Annotated in this window: 14 protein-coding genes; all 14 read left to right on the forward strand. The window is 46.1% G+C overall.

Annotated elements, in window-relative coordinates; genetic code table 11:
- Positions 1 to 35: 35 nt before the first annotated feature.
- The 14 genes from QNI29_RS05825 to pelG all read left to right on the forward strand — a co-directional run bounded on the left by QNI29_RS05825 (position 36) and on the right by pelG (position 15,991).
- Positions 36 to 1,400: a sigma-54 interaction domain-containing protein gene (locus QNI29_RS05825; protein ID WP_231418206.1), complete on the forward strand. Its 1,365-nt coding sequence runs from the start codon at positions 36 to 38 to the stop codon at positions 1,398 to 1,400.
- 216 nt (positions 1,401 to 1,616) lie between these two features.
- Positions 1,617 to 2,312, forward strand: a complete 696-nt coding sequence (locus QNI29_RS05830) for a CoA transferase subunit A (protein WP_231418205.1) — start codon at positions 1,617 to 1,619, stop codon at positions 2,310 to 2,312.
- Positions 2,313 to 2,324: 12 nt separating this feature from the next.
- Entirely contained in the window at positions 2,325 to 2,999 is a 675-nt protein-coding gene (locus QNI29_RS05835) for a 3-oxoacid CoA-transferase subunit B (RefSeq protein WP_231418204.1), read from the forward strand.
- An 18-nt stretch (positions 3,000 to 3,017) separates the two neighbouring features.
- Positions 3,018 to 3,794, forward strand: a complete 777-nt coding sequence (locus QNI29_RS05840; protein WP_231418203.1) for a 3-hydroxybutyrate dehydrogenase — start codon at positions 3,018 to 3,020, stop codon at positions 3,792 to 3,794.
- 18 nt (positions 3,795 to 3,812) lie between these two features.
- Positions 3,813 to 4,988: a thiolase family protein gene (locus tag QNI29_RS05845; protein ID WP_231418202.1), complete on the forward strand. Its 1,176-nt coding sequence runs from the start codon at positions 3,813 to 3,815 to the stop codon at positions 4,986 to 4,988.
- 41 nt (positions 4,989 to 5,029) lie between these two features.
- A complete protein-coding gene (locus tag QNI29_RS05850) occupies positions 5,030 to 6,313 on the forward strand; it encodes a GntP family permease (protein ID WP_231418201.1) in 1,284 nt (427 codons plus the stop codon).
- Between the two features lie 554 nt (positions 6,314 to 6,867).
- Positions 6,868 to 6,993, forward strand: a complete 126-nt coding sequence (locus tag QNI29_RS05855; protein WP_255688557.1) for a hypothetical protein — start codon at positions 6,868 to 6,870, stop codon at positions 6,991 to 6,993.
- On the forward strand, positions 6,987 to 7,841 hold the full coding sequence (locus QNI29_RS05860; RefSeq protein WP_231418200.1) for a glycoside hydrolase family 191 protein: 855 nt from the start codon (positions 6,987 to 6,989) through the stop codon (positions 7,839 to 7,841). Before QNI29_RS05855 ends, QNI29_RS05860 begins: the two co-directional genes overlap by 7 nt.
- 196 nt (positions 7,842 to 8,037) lie before the next feature.
- Complete coding sequence (gene galE / locus QNI29_RS05865; protein ID WP_231418199.1) at positions 8,038 to 9,060, forward strand: UDP-glucose 4-epimerase GalE; 1,023 nt, start codon at positions 8,038 to 8,040, stop codon at positions 9,058 to 9,060.
- Between the two features lie 25 nt (positions 9,061 to 9,085).
- The gene (locus tag QNI29_RS05870) at positions 9,086 to 10,321 is read left to right on the forward strand and encodes a hypothetical protein (protein WP_231418198.1); all 1,236 of its coding nucleotides are present in this window, start codon (positions 9,086 to 9,088) and stop codon (positions 10,319 to 10,321) included.
- A complete protein-coding gene (locus tag QNI29_RS05875; RefSeq protein WP_231418197.1) occupies positions 10,311 to 11,243 on the forward strand; it encodes a tetratricopeptide repeat protein in 933 nt (310 codons plus the stop codon). Before QNI29_RS05870 ends, QNI29_RS05875 begins: the two co-directional genes overlap by 11 nt.
- Positions 11,240 to 13,138: a DUF2194 domain-containing protein gene (locus tag QNI29_RS05880; protein WP_231418196.1), complete on the forward strand. Its 1,899-nt coding sequence runs from the start codon at positions 11,240 to 11,242 to the stop codon at positions 13,136 to 13,138. Before QNI29_RS05875 ends, QNI29_RS05880 begins: the two co-directional genes overlap by 4 nt.
- Positions 13,135 to 14,556 carry a GT4 family glycosyltransferase PelF gene (gene pelF, locus QNI29_RS05885; protein ID WP_231418195.1) on the forward strand — a complete coding sequence of 474 codons (1,422 nt, stop codon included), beginning with the start codon at positions 13,135 to 13,137 and terminating at the stop codon, positions 14,554 to 14,556. The genes QNI29_RS05880 and pelF overlap by 4 nt, the downstream gene beginning before the upstream one ends.
- Positions 14,537 to 15,991: an exopolysaccharide Pel transporter PelG gene (gene pelG, locus QNI29_RS05890; protein WP_231418194.1), complete on the forward strand. Its 1,455-nt coding sequence runs from the start codon at positions 14,537 to 14,539 to the stop codon at positions 15,989 to 15,991. The genes pelF and pelG overlap by 20 nt, the downstream gene beginning before the upstream one ends.
- Positions 15,992 to 16,346: the final 355 nt, after the last annotated feature.

Consider the following 16,346-nt stretch of genomic DNA (forward strand, 5'->3'; position numbering starts at 1 on the left):
GAAATCGTTATCATAGTGTCGGGGAGTGGGTTCAGATGGAGTTGATTGGGGATAATCACAAGCAGGATGTATTTGATACGTTTTTTGAGAACGGGAATTTTTGTATTGTGGTGGTCGATCGTGAGGGTTATGTGACGTATATGAATGAAAGCTATTGCCGTTTCCTGAATCTTGACAAGGAGGAGGTCACGGGCAAGCATGTTACTGACGTCATTGAGAACACGCGCATGCACCTTGTGGCAGAGTCTGGGAAGGAAGAGATGGCGGATGTTCAATACATAAAAGGAAATTATATGATCGCCAACCGAATTCCACTTCGTTCAGAGGGGGAGGTCGTTGGGGCATTCGGGATGGTCCTGTTCCGGGATACAGAAGAGTGGCTCCAGATGAACAGTCATATCCGGGATCTCCTTCTTGAACTGAAGGCATATAGATCGAAACGCAGGGAGCAAACAGGCGCGACGTATGCGCTGCACCACATTATCAGTAGGTCGCAAGAAGTGGATGTGTTGAAGGATAAGATTAAACAAGTGGCGCCGAGCGATGTGTCTGTGCTTTTAAGGGGAGAAAGCGGGACAGGGAAAGAATTGTTTGCCCATAGCATTCATCATTTAAGTGAACGGAGTAATCAGCCGTTTGTTAAAGTGAACTGTGCAGCGATTCCTGAGGACCTTCTTGAATCAGAACTATTTGGTTACCAGGAAGGAGCCTTCACAGGGGCCAAGAAAGGGGGCAAGCCTGGTAAGTTTCAACTTGCAGACGGTGGGACCCTTTTCTTGGATGAAATTGGTGATATGCCGATCCATGCCCAGGTGAAAATTTTGCGCGTTTTACAAGAAGGGGAAGTCGAAGCGATTGGCGCCACCCATCCGCAGAAGGTCGACGTCCGCATAATTGCTTCAACCCATCAGCCCCTCGAACAGTTGATAAAAGATCAGCGCTTCCGTGAGGATTTATTTTACCGAATTAATGTCGTTCAGTTTCACGTCCCAGCCCTACGTGAACGAAAAGAAGATATTGGCGTGTTGGCGCGCTCTCTTTTGCAAAAGGTGACTGACAAGGTAGGGAAGCGCGTAGTCGATTTTAATGCTGACGTGTATGAAGCCTTTAAGCGCTACGCATGGCCTGGGAATGTTCGTGAATTAGAGAATGCGATTGAATCAGCCGTTCATTTGACGCGGTCAGAATTGATTGGACTAGAAGACCTTCCCGCGGCGATTCGATCCCATACAGATAGCCAATCCGCGGTGAAGACGTTAAAAGAAAGCCTGGAGGAAGCTGAGAAGCAGGCCATAAAAGATGCGATTCAGTTTGCAGAGGGGGATAAAGTAAAAGCAGCAGAGGTGCTCGGGATTGGTAAATCCTCTCTCTATGAAAAAGTAAAGAAGTACGGCCTTTAGGTCATTCCGGTATTTTGGAAAGTCATTCCGATAAAATGGAATGGCTTTTTTCTTTGTGTTATGTAAGGGTTTTCATAGTTGTCGCGCTTATTTTATCGAAGTATTCTGAAATTATGGAAAAGGTACTGAAGAAAGGTCCGCTCAACAACCATTCTGACAACCTTTCTAAAGTTGGCATGATTTTTGCATATATAAGGGTGAAGGGAGTGGGAAGTGATGAAAGAAATGTATACATCGTTCCAAGAAGCAGTAAAAGATATTAAAGATTATGACACGATTATGGTAGGTGGATTTGGCCTTGTTGGAATTCCTGAGAATTTAATTTTGGCGTTAGTGGAGTCTGGCGCAAAGCATCTGACAGTGATCTCGAATAACTGCGGAGTTGATGATTGGGGACTGGGCTTATTGCTTCAGAATAAGCAAATTGATAAAATGATTGGCTCTTATGTCGGTGAGAATAAAGAATTTGAGCGTCAGGTAATTGAAGGGGAACTAGAAGTAGAGCTTGTCCCTCAAGGAACCCTTGCAGAACGAATCCGTGCAGGTGGTGCTGGAATTCCTGCATTCTACACCCCGGCTGGTGTCGGTACACCGATCGCAGAAGGGCAAGAGGTACGCACCTTTGACGGGAAAGAGTACTTACTTCAGCACGCATTAAAGGCTGATTTCAGTCTCGTTCGCGCGGCGAAAGGGGACCGTTTGGGGAATCTTGTGTACAACAAAACAGCTCGTAACTTTAACCCGATGATGGCAGCTGCTGGGAAAGTCACGATTGCTGAAGTGGAGAAGCTCGTCGAACCAGGTGCCATTGATCCGGACCACGTACATACTCCGGGAGTTTATGTACAAGGAATGATTGAAGGGCAACAGGAAAAACGCATTGAACGCTTAACGACAAACCAGAACGCATAAGGAGGAATTATTGTGGCGAAACAATTAGACAAAGCAGCGCAGCGTGAGAAGATTGCGCGTCGAGCTGAGAAGGAAATTGAAAGCGGTTTCTATGTCAACTTAGGGATTGGCATGCCGACCATGGTAGCCAACTACATTTCAGAGAACAAAGAGATGGTGCTTCAGTCAGAGAACGGTCTTCTAGGAATTGGTCGCTATCCATATGAGGATGAAGTGGATCCAGATCTTATCAATGCTGGTAAAGAAACGGTGACAGCGGCTGTTGGAAGTGCATATTGCGATAGCGCAGAATCGTTCGGTATGATTCGCGGTGAGCATTTGGATCTGGCGATTTTAGGAGGAATGGAAGTCTCTGAAACAGGAGATCTCGCAAACTGGATGATCCCAGGCAAGATGATTAAAGGCATGGGTGGTGCGATGGATATCGTACACGGTGCGAAGAAAATTGTCATCATCATGGACCATGTAAACAAACATGGCGAACCTAAAATATTAAAATCTTGCAGTCTTCCTTTAACAGGTAAAGGCGTTGTGAACCGCATTATTACAGAGCGCGCGGTTATTGACGTGACCGATCAAGGATTAGAGCTTGTAGAACTTGCTGAAGGCTGGACGGTTGATGAGATCAAAGAATCTACAGAAGCTGAGCTTAAAGTAAGTAAAAATCTATTAGAAACAGCGTACTAGGCTAGGAGGAACACCATCATGGTAGAAAACAAAGTTGTATTCATTACAGGTTCTGCAAGTGGCATTGGATATGAAATAGGCGTTGATTTCGCAGGTAAAGGGGCAAAGGTTGTCTTTAGCGATATTAATGAAGAGAAGGTAGAAGAGGTTGCGCGTGATTTGAAAGACAAAGGCTATGACTGCATGGGGATTAAGTGTGACGTCACGAAAGAAGAAGAGTTGCAATCAGCAATTGACTCGACGGTTGAGCGTTACGGGCGACTCGATGTGCTCATTAACAATGCAGGTCTTCAGCATGTGTCTGCCATCGAAGAGTTTCCGACTGAGAAGTTTGAGTTCATGGTAAAAGTCATGCTAACGGCGCCGTTTATGGCGATTAAGCACGTGTTCCCGATTATGAAAAAGCAAGGATCGGGGCGTATCATCAATATGGCTTCTATTAACGGTCTTATTGGTTTCTCCGGTAAGTCAGCTTACAACAGCTCGAAGCACGGAGTCATCGGACTAACGAAAGTATCCGCGCTAGAAGGGGCAGAACACGGGATTACGGTCAATGCAATTTGTCCTGGATATGTGGATACACCACTTGTTAGAGGGCAGTTAGAGGATCTGGCGAAAAATCGTGACGTATCTCTTGAGAAAGTGTTAGAAGAAGTCATTTATCCGCTTGTTCCACAGAAGCGTCTTCTCTCTGTAGAAGAAATCGCGGATTATACAGCGTTTCTTGCAAGCGATGCAGCCAAAGGCGTAACGGGCCAGGCAGTCGTGATGGATGGCGGTTATACAGCACAATAATCGATGGGAGTGGAAAGAATGGAGAACGTATATATTTTAGAAGGAGCTCGTACGCCTTTTGGTAGTTTCGGAGGCGTATTAAAGGATGTTGATCCAACGCAGCTTGGGGTCACAGCGAGTAAGGGAGCGATTGAGCGAAGCGGTATCCAGGCGGAGGATCTTGATTTCTCTGTAATGGGAAATGTGATTCATTCTGCGAAAAACGCGCCTTATTTAGCGCGCCATATCGCGCTTCAATCGGGCATTCCATATGAGAGTCCGGCTCTTGCGGTCAATCGTTTGTGCGGGTCTGGACTGCAGTCTGTTGTATCAGCCGCGCAATCGATCCAGCTTGGTGAAGGTCAAGCCGCTTTAGCAGGTGGGGTAGACAGTATGAGTCTTGCGCCTTATGCTTTACATGGGAGTCGGTTCGGTACGAAGTTAGGAGCACCGAAGCTTGATGATATGCTTTGGGCCGCTCTGACAGATGAGTATATCGGTGCTGGTATGGGCGTAACGGGTGAGAATCTGGCGGATAAATATGAGATTTCCCGTGAAGAGCAGGATGCTTATGCGGCACGTAGTCACCAAAGTGCAGCCGCAGCACGTGAGTCTGGTAAATTTGCTGAAGAAATTGTGCCGGTTGAAGTGAAGACAAGAAAAGGAACTCAGGTTGTGGATACGGATGAGCATATTCGTGAAGATACAACGGCTGAAAAACTGTCTGGTCTGAAGCCTGCATTTAAGAAAGATGGATCTGTCACAGGCGGAAATGCAAGTGGCATTAACGACGGAGCGGGTGCCGTTGTGCTTGCAAGTGAATCGTTTGTAGAGTCAAAAGGTCTGAAGCCTCTTGGACGCATTGTTTCCTGGGCAGTCGCTGGCGTTGATCCGTCTATTATGGGCATTGGTCCTGCACCAGCAATCCGCATGGCGCTAGAGAAGGCTTCTTTAAGCTTAGAAGACATGAGCCTGATTGAAGTCAATGAGGCGTTTGCTTCTCAGTACATTGCAGTGGAGAAAGAGCTCGGCCTTAACCGGGATAAGGTGAATGTCAATGGAGGCGCGATTGCACTCGGTCATCCGGTCGGGGCAAGTGGAACGCGCGTATTATATACATTAATGAAAGAACTGAAGCGACGAAATGAGCGATACGGAGTCGCGTCGCTATGCATTGGTGGGGGCCAGGGCATCGCGATGATCGTAGAAGTATAAAACGAGAAAGATCTTTTTTGATCGATATTGGAGGATAAAGTATGCTTGGGATTTTCTTAGGGCTTGTCGTATTAATGGTGCTTGCCTACATAGGATGGTCAATCCTATGGGTGGCACCCATTGCGGCAGGTGTTGTAGCAATAACGGGAGGACTTGATGTCCTTGATGCTTATAAAGATACATATATGGGCGGGTTCGTCGCGTTCGCGAAGGACTGGTTCCCGGTCTTTATGTTAGGTGCAATTTTCGGTAAATTGATGGAAGACACAGGTATGGCACGTTCTGTAGCGGTTGCGATGACTAAAGTGATCGGATCACAGCGTGCGATTCTTGGTGTGTTAGCCTCGGCGGCTGTATTAACGTATGGCGGCGTAAGTTTGTTTGTAGTGGTCTTTGCGGTATATCCATTAGCGATTTCCTTATTCCGCGAAGCGAACATTAGCCGGAAGTTAATACCGGCAACGGTGGCCTTAGGAGCGTTCACCTTTACGATGACCGCACTGCCTGGTTCACCGCAGATTCAAAACCTGATTCCGATGGATTACTATGATACAGATGCCATGGCTGCCCCTGTAATGGGTATTATTGCAGCGATTATTATGGCTGGCGGTGGTTACTTCTACTTGCGCAGACAGGAGAAGAAGCTGACGGAAAAAGGCGAGGTCTTTACAGAACCAAAAGAGGAAAAGAACGCAGAGGAAGAGGTAGACACGCCTCACTGGATTCTTTCGTTCCTTCCGTTACTAACGGTTCTAATCACGCTGAATGTATTTGAACTTGATGTCATTGTTGCTTTAATTATTGGTATTTTAGTCATTATGATTATTAACGTAGCGAAATTTAAACGATTTGTCGGCGCGATTAACGCCGGTGCAAGCGGCTCGGTTATTGCCATTATCAATACAAGTGCCGCGGTTGGTTTTGGTACAGTTGTTAAAGCCGTTCCTGGTTTCGAACGGTTAACAGAGCTGTTAATGGGCGTCAAAGGTCACCCGCTGATCTCTGAAGCCATTTCAGTAAACATCCTTGCTGGTGCAACCGGTTCCGCCTCAGGTGGTATGGGAATTGCTCTAGAAGCGCTTGGCGATAAGTATTACGAAATTGCCATGAATACAGGCGTAAGTCCAGAAGCCTTCCACAGGATCGCATCCCTATCCTCAGGAGGACTAGACGCACTGCCGCACAACGGAGCGGTCTTAACGTTATTCGCCATCACAGGAATGACGCACAAAGACAGCTACAAAGATATCTTCGTTGTAGCTGTATTAATTCCGGTACTATCTGTCGCAGCCGTCATCGCACTAGCAGCGATCGGCATCCTTTAAAAGAATGAAATGATGGAAAGGACACTCCTCTTGGGAGTGTCCTTTTTTAGTGCTTTAGTGTGGTGACGGGTGTCAGGCGCGGTTTGGCGCTTTAGCGAGGTGCAGGGTGTCAGGCACGGTTTGGTGCTTTAGCGTGATGGTGGGTGTCAGACATGGTTTGGTGCTTTAGTGTGGTGGTGGGTGTCAGACACGGTTTAGTGCTTTAGCGTGATGACGGGTGTCTGACACCCTTTCGTGCTTTAGCGTGCTGGGGCGGGGTGGCTCAAGTTGAGGGGGAGTGGCTCAAGAGCGTACTGACAGGCTCAAGATCAGCGGATTTTGGCTCGAGCGTTCGAAATAGGAGCTCAAGTTAGGGATCACTGGCTCAAGTCGAGGTTTCTCGGCTCAAGTTAAACTAGAGGGGCTCAAGAATACGGGAATCCGGCTCAAGCCCCAAGCCGCAAGCAGCTGCTTTTGTTTTTTCCTATGCGAATGTGGAATTTACAGGGGATTAGATGTTTGTCCGAGGAAGTTGTCCAACTTCAGACATACGATGAAGGGTAAGATAAAAGGAAATGGGGCAAACTCGTGGAAAAGCGGGGCTTCAAGAAGATGTGGATCGTGCACAAGTACAACCTATGCAAACGATCAATCAGTTTTACGTGGATGCTTCATTCCTTTGTGGAGGGATTTTATGTTAAGAAAATGGATGTTGTCCCTTGTGATTTTGATGGGTGCCTTCTTTGTTCCAGCATCAGCCCCTGCTTCTTCGCACCTCTTTGACGATATCACCTCCTACCAGATCTACTACGACCCAGTTACAACGAAAATAGAAAAAGACATGAAGCGGTACGACCTTGTCATTTTAGAACCCCGAGAAGTGACGAAAGAGCGGGTTGCTCGCATCCGTAGAAATGGAACGCTTGTTTTAGGCTATGTCAACCTAATGGAAGCCGACGAATGGAATGTTGAGGTGATGAAACAGCTCAAGCCACAAGACTTCTTTTACGAGAATGGTCAAAAGGTATTCTTCCCTGAATGGGATTCGTATTTGATGGACCTGACCTCTTCTCATTACCAATCCGTTTTGAAAAAGGACTTGAAAAAACAGGTCATCGATAAAGGATTCGATGGGATCTTTCTTGATACAGTTGGAGACATCGATAACGAGCACGCGCATCGCAAGTCTGTTTTAAACGCACAACGAGATGCGTACCTTGAATTTCTGCAGTTTCTCCGAGATGAATACGGTCAAATCCCGATTATTCAGAACTGGGGTTTTGACACATTGAAAGCTGTGTCCGCGCCTCTTGTGGACGGGGTCATGTGGGAAGGATTCGACTACAATGCGGTGGCGCGAGATTCGTGGAGTCAAGAAAGAATAGCCGAACTGACGAAGCTTCGAAAGAAATATGGTGTTGATGTGTTTACGGTTTCATACGAATCGAAGAATCGTAGCACCAACTATGCTAAAAGACGTGGCTTTATCCACACCCACGAACCAGACGGTTATAATAAGTGGACCTATGTGAAAAAGCTTTCCCCTTAAAATGGGAAAGCTTTTTCTATGGGTAATTTTAAAAATCTGGTAAACATTTGAGATCCGAGTAAAACTACCTATTCATAGAAGCTTATTATACAATAATCTTATATAAATATTTTTGAGGAATTTGACCTACACGAGTCTAGGAGCACATATAGTTTGATAAAGAGATAATAAAAAGATAAAGAAAGTGTGAGGCGGTATGGAGACGATACTGGTGACAGGTGGTGCGGGGTTTATTGGGTCTCATGTATGTGTGGAATTGGTGCAGGCTGGGTTTCGGGTCGTCGTGATTGATAATTTCGTGAACAGCACACCAGAATCTCTCGAGAGAGTCGAGACCATTACAGGGGAACGGCTCCACTGGATGGATGTCGACATGATGAATCTTGAATCGCTTGATGAAGTGTTTCAGACGTTTTCGATTGATGCTGTTATTCATTTGGCAGGCTTAAAAGCAGTAGGAGAGTCAGTGGTCGATCCTCTCAGGTACTACCTTCATAATTTGACTCCACTCCTCCATTTATGTGAATGCATGCAGAAGCATCACGTTCATCGACTGGTATTCAGTTCCTCAGCGACGGTATATGGGCCTCCTCAACAGGTACCGATACTAGAGACGCACCCCATCAAGACAGAGAACCCCTACGGCAGAACAAAGCATATGTCTGAACAAATTCTAGAAGATTTTCAACGAGCCTATTACCCTATGAAAATCGTGATTCTCCGATACTTCAACCCAATTGGTGCTCATTCAAGCGGGCTGATTGGTGAGAATCCGGTAGGTGTGCCGATGAACATTATGCCGTACCTGACAGAAGTGGCAGTTGGGAAACGTCCTGTGCTTCATATTTTCGGTGATGATTACCCTACCAGAGACGGAACGTGTATAAGAGACTTTGTGCATATTACAGACCTCGCGAAAGGTCATGTGAAAGGCGTCGAGGCAACAGACCGTATGAAGTCTGGTGTGAGTGTATACAATCTTGGCACTGGAAAAGGGACGACGGTGAAAGAGCTTCTTCATACATTTGAAAGGGTCACACAAAAAACGATCCCCTATTGGATTACCGTTCGACGTCCCGGAGATATTGCTGTTTCTTACGCAGATGTTCAAAAGGCAGAGGAAGAGCTTGGCTGGAAGGCGACTAAAGAGATCGAGGACATGTGCCTGGATGCTTGGAAGTGGCAGCGTCTTAATCCGGCGGGCTATATAAAGAAATAAGCATAATCAAATAGGGGGTGAGGGGATGTTTTATCGACAGGACCGGTTATGGTTAAAGTTAGTTGAGGTTGTCGGGGTTTGGGGGCTTTTAGTATTTTTGGATTTGGTGACAGGGGGGCAAGTGATTGCTTCTGTACCTGGTCTTTTACTACTCTTTATTCTTCTTGCTGCGTTACGGTACGGGTTAATCTTCGGACTACTCGCCTTTTCACTAGTGGCGGTGTATCGACTGTTCTATAGCTGGGTTTCCGGAGAAGATGTGTTGTTACTTTTTTACGATACGGATTCCCTTGTTGCCTTTTTATGGATGCTCTGTGTTGCTCTGATCGCTGGACTATTCAGCACATCCTACAGGGAGAAATATGAAAGCCTTCAATTCCATAAAGAAGAGAAGGAAGATGAGAATGAATATTTAAAAGATACCGTTGGGCTCCTAGAACGTACTCAGCGCATGCTACAAATGAAGGTGCTCGAGTCAGACCATTCGTTATCAAGAATTTATCAAGTGGGGATCGCCCTGGATCAGGATCATCCTGAGCTGATTCGAAGTGAAGCGCTAAATGTGTTTCGTAATGTTTTTAAGGCGAAGCAGATGGCGATTTATCATGTGGACCAGTCTCAACGAGCGCTCAGACTTCTAATCAAACAGGATGAGCAGAACCGATTTAAGCAATCCATTTTAATCGAGGACACGTCTTCCATGTTCAAACGGATGCTTGAGAGCAAAACGATTACAATCCGGAACGTAGAGGATCCTGACGACTCGCCGGTTCTTTTGGCCCCGCTTTTGTACGAGGGGGATATTAAAGAGGTCGTCGTGTTAGAGGATATAGAATTCCATTCCATTACGGCCCATCAGATGCAGGTCTTGTCCCTTGTGCTCGACTGGATGTCGAGCCGCCTGCAGAAAGCGTATAACCTTCAGCAGGAGAAGGAAAAGCCGAAGATGTTCTCAGGTACGCGGGTGTATAAGAAGCAATTCTTTAATGAGCTTGTCGAAATGGAAGAGAAGAAAGCAGAAAAATTTGCCCTCCCTTATTTAATTGGGAAGATCCGCCTGAAGTCTACCGTGGAGGTTCCGATTATCGAAGCGGAAATGATGATTCGACCGCATATTCGTGAAATTGACCGCTTAGGATACGATGCAGGTAAAAATGAATTGTGGTTCCTGTTCCCTGGTACAGAACCCGCCGCCCGTGAAGTCGTTTTCCCTCGTATTGAGAACGTCTTAAGGCGGAAAGGGGTCGTTTATGATGCTTGACCTCTTATTATCGCCGTGGCTGTGGGTGGTTTTCTTTATCCTCCACGCCATGATTGTGATGGTTCTCCTTATCCTCTTAAGGGATCGTTTCGATGAAGACCAGCAAGCTGTCGTGGTGTGGGGCGGTATGGTTAGTTGCTTTATGCCCATCATCGGCGAGCTGTTTGGATTTTTGGCTTGGCTATTAGCGAAGCGATTCACAAGTGAGCGAATGCTTGAGGATTATGATGAGTATGTCACGTACGAAGTCTTAAATCTTGAGCCGGTCCGATATGAAGCGAAGCGCAGTGTGGATCTTTTGCCATTAACCGAATCGCTGACACACGGCACGTTTGCGAACCGGAAGAACTCGATTCTGCAATACATCCCAGAAGGGGTGAACCATCAGGGAAAGTATTTGCGGATGGGGCTGTTGAATGAAGATCATGAGACGGTGCACTATTCAGCGACGCTTATCAATACACTTGTTGATCAGTATGAACGAGAGCTGACGCTAGCCAAGGAACAAGCCAATTCAGAGGATGTGGAGAGTTTAAAGAGACTTCATGACACGTACGCTCGCTACATCGATAGTGACGTCCTCACCCCAACACTTAGAAAGCTAAAAGAAGAAATGTGGTTAAGCTTCCTTCTGTCGATCGTGCTTTTGTATCCCAATGAGCCTTGGATTTATGAGGGGCTTGGGGACTGTAGCGACCGCCTCGGGGAACCTGAGGAGGCGGCTTCGTATTACAAAGAGTTGATCGAACAGTTTCCGGGATATACCAAGGGCTACACGAAGCTTCTTAAAGCGTATTATGAAACAGGCAACTGGACTGGAATGAAGGAGATTATTACCTTAAGCCAGCACCATCTTAACTTAACGGAACTACCAGAGAACGACCGATTTGTCTTACATGTACTAGGAGGGAGACAGGCGTGAGAAATATCCGCTCCACATTTGCAGCTATTATTCTAGTTCTTCTACTTAGCGTTGTTGTTTTGCAGTGGGGGCGTCTTTCTGCCATACACACGTGGTTTCCTATGACGGCTCCGGAAAACAGACATTTTCTTACGATGAGTACAAATGAGATAACTAGAGAGACAAACTTGAAAATCAGTTTATTGGAGAATAATAGTGTCGACTCACAAGATGCTATAGATAATATCCGTTACGCACTTCGATACGCAAAAATTCCTTTTGAAGAAGTGGATAAAGAAGACTTAAATTCCCTGGAACCAGATCCTTTCCATGTACTAGTTGTTGCTGGAGAACATACTAGCGAGTGGCCCTATGAATCTATAGAGGCTTTCGTTAATAAAGGGGGGAGGTTGATGGTTGCTTTACGACATGGGGGGAGTGATCCAAAGTGGAACGACTTAACTGGAATTGAAGAGACCAATGATTTTGTATCTGATACGGTGCACGGACTAACAATCGAAAAGCCTGTTTTTCCTGGTTACAACGATCTTTCAGGTGAACATAAATTACTCTCCCATAGTGTGTTGGATGTTGAATTAAGCAAATCTGCAGTTGTTTATCTAACGGTAAAGCACATCCCGGTTATGTGGACGTACCCCCATGGAAAAGGGAAAGTAGGTTTTTGGAATACAACTGTTACAAAAGAAAAGGGAATGAGAGGTTTATTGCTTCAATCTCTATCTCTTTTGCCACCTTCATTCGTCATGCATCAATCTGGGATTAAAGTAACCTATCTCGATGATTTCCCTTCTCCTATAAAGGATGAATTTGTTCATGGAGAAGGGATGGGTTATGGAGCTTTTTTGAAAGATGTGTGGTGGGATCGTATAAAAAAACTTCAAAAGGATTATAACTTATCGCTCACCGGGGCTTTTATTGGAACCTATCAAGATAAAACAGATTTAAACACCGAAGAATTAATCAAGCGTCAGAAATATCCCATGCTTTACTATGGTCGTCAATTAGAAAACAGTGGGGGAGAGATAGCTCTTCATGGTTATAATCACCAACCTTTAGTTGTGAAAGAAGATAATCATCCACTATATCGTAAAAAAGAGTTCAATCCGTACCTCTTATCTGTTGAGGTTGGCCCAACCCATTTTTACAACCCCTATGGTTACAAGATATGGAAATCGGAATCCTTTATCAAACGAACGCTAAAGGATACAAACCAATTATTTCAATATTATTTTCCTAAAGAGAAGATCCAGACTTATGTTCCTCCATCAAATATTTTAGGAAAAAGAGGGTTGGATGCTCTTTTAGAGTCAATTCCTTCTCTGAATGTCTTGGCATCACTGTACTTTGGTGAAAAAGAGGACGAATCGTTTATTCAAGAATATGAATTTGATCACAAATATTCAGACTTATATCACTTTCCGCGCACCGCTAGTGGGCACGGCGATTCTCCGGAAGATCTTTTCTTAATAACTGATGCCATTGCGAACCAAGGAGTATTTTCCCATTTCATACACCCTGATGACCGCACAGATCCAGAGCGTGCACAGGGACGAAATTGGGAAGAAATGAGTGAAGGTCTTGAGGGTATGTATCAGTTTATATCTAAAAACTTCCCCTACCTCGAAAGCCTAACCCAACAAGAAGCGCGTGAAAAAATGATTACCTATCAGCAATCGAAAATCGATGTTCGTTATCAAGAAGACTCCATCACGATCTCGGGAGAAGACATGTTAGACCCTTCGGTTGCTCTTGTTCGCATTCAACCAGGGAAGCATCTAGAAACAGGCGAATTTTCTTTTGGAGAGGTAGAAGTAATGCAGGCTTCATCAGGTTTATATATCGTCACGCTCCGTAAACCATCTGTCACGCTTCTGTTGAAGGAGGATGTATCATGAGAATCGGTATGATTGTTGAGGGGAGTTACCCGTATGTCAGTGGCGGGGTTTCGAGTTGGGTCCATACGATTATTCGGCAAATGCCTCAGTATGAATTTGAAATCATAGCGATCAATCCCTCTCCCTACACGGAGGAGGACATGCAGTACCGGTTACCCCCGAATGTCACGGGGATTCATAACCTGACGCTTAATGAAGCCTCCGAGCGACGAATGAAGAAGAAAGTCGTGTTAGAAGACAGAGAGATTCGTTCCTTAGAGAAGTGGTTGATGTTTGAAGAAGTGGATACAGATGCGTTATTCGTAATGGGGGATGTGATCCCTTCAAGCGAGCGCTACTTCGCCAGCCGCATTTTTTATGAAACGGTCAAAAAGAGCTATGAGCTTGAGCCAAACAAGGGATCTTTTATCGATTTTCTGTGGATGTGGCGAGGAATGTTCGAACCCGTCTTCAGGCTCCTGCAACAAGATCTACCTAAAGTGGATCTCGTTCATAGTGCTTCGACGGGGTACGCAGGATTGCTTGGAGCTTATATGGCGAAAAGTCAGGACATTCCTTTTTACGTGACCGAACACGGCATCTACTCGAGGGAGCGTGAAGAAGAGATCTTAAAGGCGTCCTGGATCCCGTCTTTTTATAAGAAGCACTGGATTCAATTCTTCCACCATCTATCAAGGCAAGCCTATAAAGAAGCGGATCAGATCCTTACCCTTTTTGAGAAAAATCAGCACCATCAATTGGAGATCGGAGCGGCTCATGAGAAGACAGCGATTATTCCGAATGGAGTGGATTATGAGAGGCTATCTACATTGCCGGAACATAAAGAAGAACGCCCGTTTCGGATTGGAGCGATCATCCGCGTTGTCCCGATTAAAGATGTGAAAACGATGATTACAGCAGCGAAAATTCTAGAGCAGCGCGGCCGGGTGTTCGAATGGATCTTAATGGGCCCCCTTGATGAGGATGAGGACTACGTGAATAAATGTCGTCTCCTAATCAGGCAAAATGATCTTGAAGACATGGTGAAGCTCGTTGGAAAAGTGGATATCAAAGAGTACTTACCAACTTTCGATATTGGGGTACTTACAAGTATTTCAGAAGGGCAGCCGTTAGCGGTCTTAGAAGGGATGTCAGCTGGTCTTCCTTATGTGGTAACGGACGTCGGCGCTTGTTATGAGCTTATACACGGAAGAGAAGATGATCCTTTTGGCCCTTCAGGATTCGTCGTCCCGCCTGTTCACCCGGACCTTGTGGCTGACCGGATTGAGTGGCTGATGGATTACCCGGTAGAGCGGAAGCATTTCGGGGAAAATGGACGAAAGCGCGTAGCCGCTTTCTATCAGCACCACCACATGATCGATCAGTACGAGGAACTTTATCGAATAGGGAGGTCAGCGTATGGCAGGCATCGGGTTTAAATTACAAAAGCTCTTTCAGGAAGATTACTATTCTTCGAGATTGAAAGCCTACGCCTTTGCAGGGCTGGTCTCCTCAGGCCCGTGGCTGATCGTAATCACCGCGATCACACTCATTCAATGGCTCTCCTCGCGCCTGACAGGAATCGAACTTGCAGAACGAGAGCTCTTTACGCTGTCTGTCGCGTATTGCTTTATCTTCTCTCAAGTGATCCTCGGCATTCAACACTTAATCGTAACTCGCTATGTCGCGGATTTGTTCTATGAAAAAATATATGACCGTATTTTCCCCACGTTTTTAGGCGTGAGCAAAGTAACGCTTCTGTTCTCCTTAACCGTCTGGGTAGCGTTTGCGTTCTATTCGCCTCTTCACTTAGGCTATAAGCTTGTTCTGTTAACCCTATTCATCGCGATTAATCTCATCTGGGTGATGTTTATTTTCTTAAGCGCAGCGAAATATTATCAAGCGGTCGCCTACAGTTTTCTGATTGGGGGAGTAGTTGGCGTATTATCGATTTTACTTATTCCATTTGTTCCAGAAAATTTAGGTTTATCGATGTCCCTTTTGATGCTTCTGGGCTTTACGCTCGGAATGGTGCTCACCTTGTTCGGTCTTATGTATGCCATGCTCATCACCTTCCCGAATCGGAACCGGGAAAATCAATTTTCTTACTTAAAATACTACGACCGTTATCCTGCTTTATTTGGCGCAGGGTTCCTTTACAACGCAGGGATCTGGGTGTGCAACTGGATCATTTGGTTCGGAGAAGGAGGTAGCGTGGTTGCCGGGACGTTTCTGACCAATCGTCTGTATGACACGGCAATATTCTGGTCCTACTTAACGATTATCCCGACACTCATTATCTTTGTTGTATCCGTGGAAACCCGTTTCTACGAACGATACCGCACCTTTTACGGATTTGTTAACCAAGGAGGCACATACGAACAAATCGGGCGTGCCCAAAATAAAATGAATCACGTACTGCGCCAGGAAATGGCTCGCCTGTTCAGGAGCCAGGGCGTCGTTTCATTCGTAGCGATCCTACTCTCGGCCTGGCTCGTCGCCTGGGCCGGGTTGGACCGGGAAATCGGAGAGATCTTCCGGATTACAACCATTGGCGCTTTCTCAAATGCTATGGTCCTCGTCATTACGCTTCTCCTTCTGTACTTCGATGATCAAAAAGGAGCCGTCCTGACGAGTGCCCTGTTCTATACGCTAAACGGATTGTTCACCTTCCTCCTGCTTCCAAAAGGGATTGACTGGTACGGCATCAGCTTTGCCCTAGGCTCCACTGCCGCATTTCTATTTGCAGGTGCCCGTCTGATCTACTTCCTGCGCGAAGTCGATTATTACACTTTTTGCCGACCAGCCGAACGGGATGGGGGAGACTGGTTTGAGCGGGTTGGGGAGAGGTTGAATCGGATTCGGGTTTTGTGATTGGGGTGTGTTGGTGGCTTGAGTGAGGCGTTGGCGGCTCAAGTGCTAGGCGGGTGGCTCAAGTGAGGCGCTGGCGGCTCAAGTTCAGGGAGCGCGGCTCAAGTCGTGCGCGGACGGCTCAAGCTAGGCCGATACGGCTCAAGATTTGCTGGAATTGGCTCAAGAGGTGAAAATAACAGCTCAAGTCAGGAGCGGACGGCTTAAGTCAGCTGATACTGGCTTAAAAGAGGGAAAACTGGCTTAAGTTCAAGGAAAAGTGACTCAAGCCCCAGCAGTTAATTGACTGTTGGGGCTTTTTTGTATTGAGCTGGGGGGCGAGTGGCTCAAGTTCGGTGCGTGCGGCTCAAGTTGAGTG

Source organism: Pontibacillus chungwhensis (genome assembly GCF_030166655.1).
Classification (GTDB): Bacteria; Bacillota; Bacilli; order Bacillales; family BH030062; genus Pontibacillus.

Bases quoted from the DNA above. Each gene is read 5' to 3' on its own strand.
- QNI29_RS05850 (WP_231418201.1), top strand. From the start codon at position 5,030: ATGCTTGGGATTTTCTTAGGGCTTGTCGTATTAATGGTGCTTGCCTAC.
- QNI29_RS05870 (WP_231418198.1), top strand. From the start codon at position 9,086: ATGTTTTATCGACAGGACCGGTTATGGTTAAAGTTAGTTGAGGTTGTC.
- pelG (WP_231418194.1), top strand. From the start codon at position 14,537: ATGGCAGGCATCGGGTTTAAATTACAAAAGCTCTTTCAGGAAGATTAC.
- QNI29_RS05830 (WP_231418205.1), top strand. From the start codon at position 1,617: ATGAAAGAAATGTATACATCGTTCCAAGAAGCAGTAAAAGATATTAAA.
- QNI29_RS05875 (WP_231418197.1), top strand. From the start codon at position 10,311: ATGATGCTTGACCTCTTATTATCGCCGTGGCTGTGGGTGGTTTTCTTT.
- QNI29_RS05840 (WP_231418203.1), top strand. From the start codon at position 3,018: ATGGTAGAAAACAAAGTTGTATTCATTACAGGTTCTGCAAGTGGCATT.
- QNI29_RS05845 (WP_231418202.1), top strand. From the start codon at position 3,813: ATGGAGAACGTATATATTTTAGAAGGAGCTCGTACGCCTTTTGGTAGT.
- QNI29_RS05855 (WP_255688557.1), top strand. From the start codon at position 6,868: ATGGGGCAAACTCGTGGAAAAGCGGGGCTTCAAGAAGATGTGGATCGT.
- QNI29_RS05860 (WP_231418200.1), top strand. From the start codon at position 6,987: ATGTTAAGAAAATGGATGTTGTCCCTTGTGATTTTGATGGGTGCCTTC.
- QNI29_RS05825 (WP_231418206.1), top strand. From the start codon at position 36: ATGGAGTTGATTGGGGATAATCACAAGCAGGATGTATTTGATACGTTT.
- pelF (WP_231418195.1), top strand. From the start codon at position 13,135: ATGAGAATCGGTATGATTGTTGAGGGGAGTTACCCGTATGTCAGTGGC.
- galE (WP_231418199.1), top strand. From the start codon at position 8,038: ATGGAGACGATACTGGTGACAGGTGGTGCGGGGTTTATTGGGTCTCAT.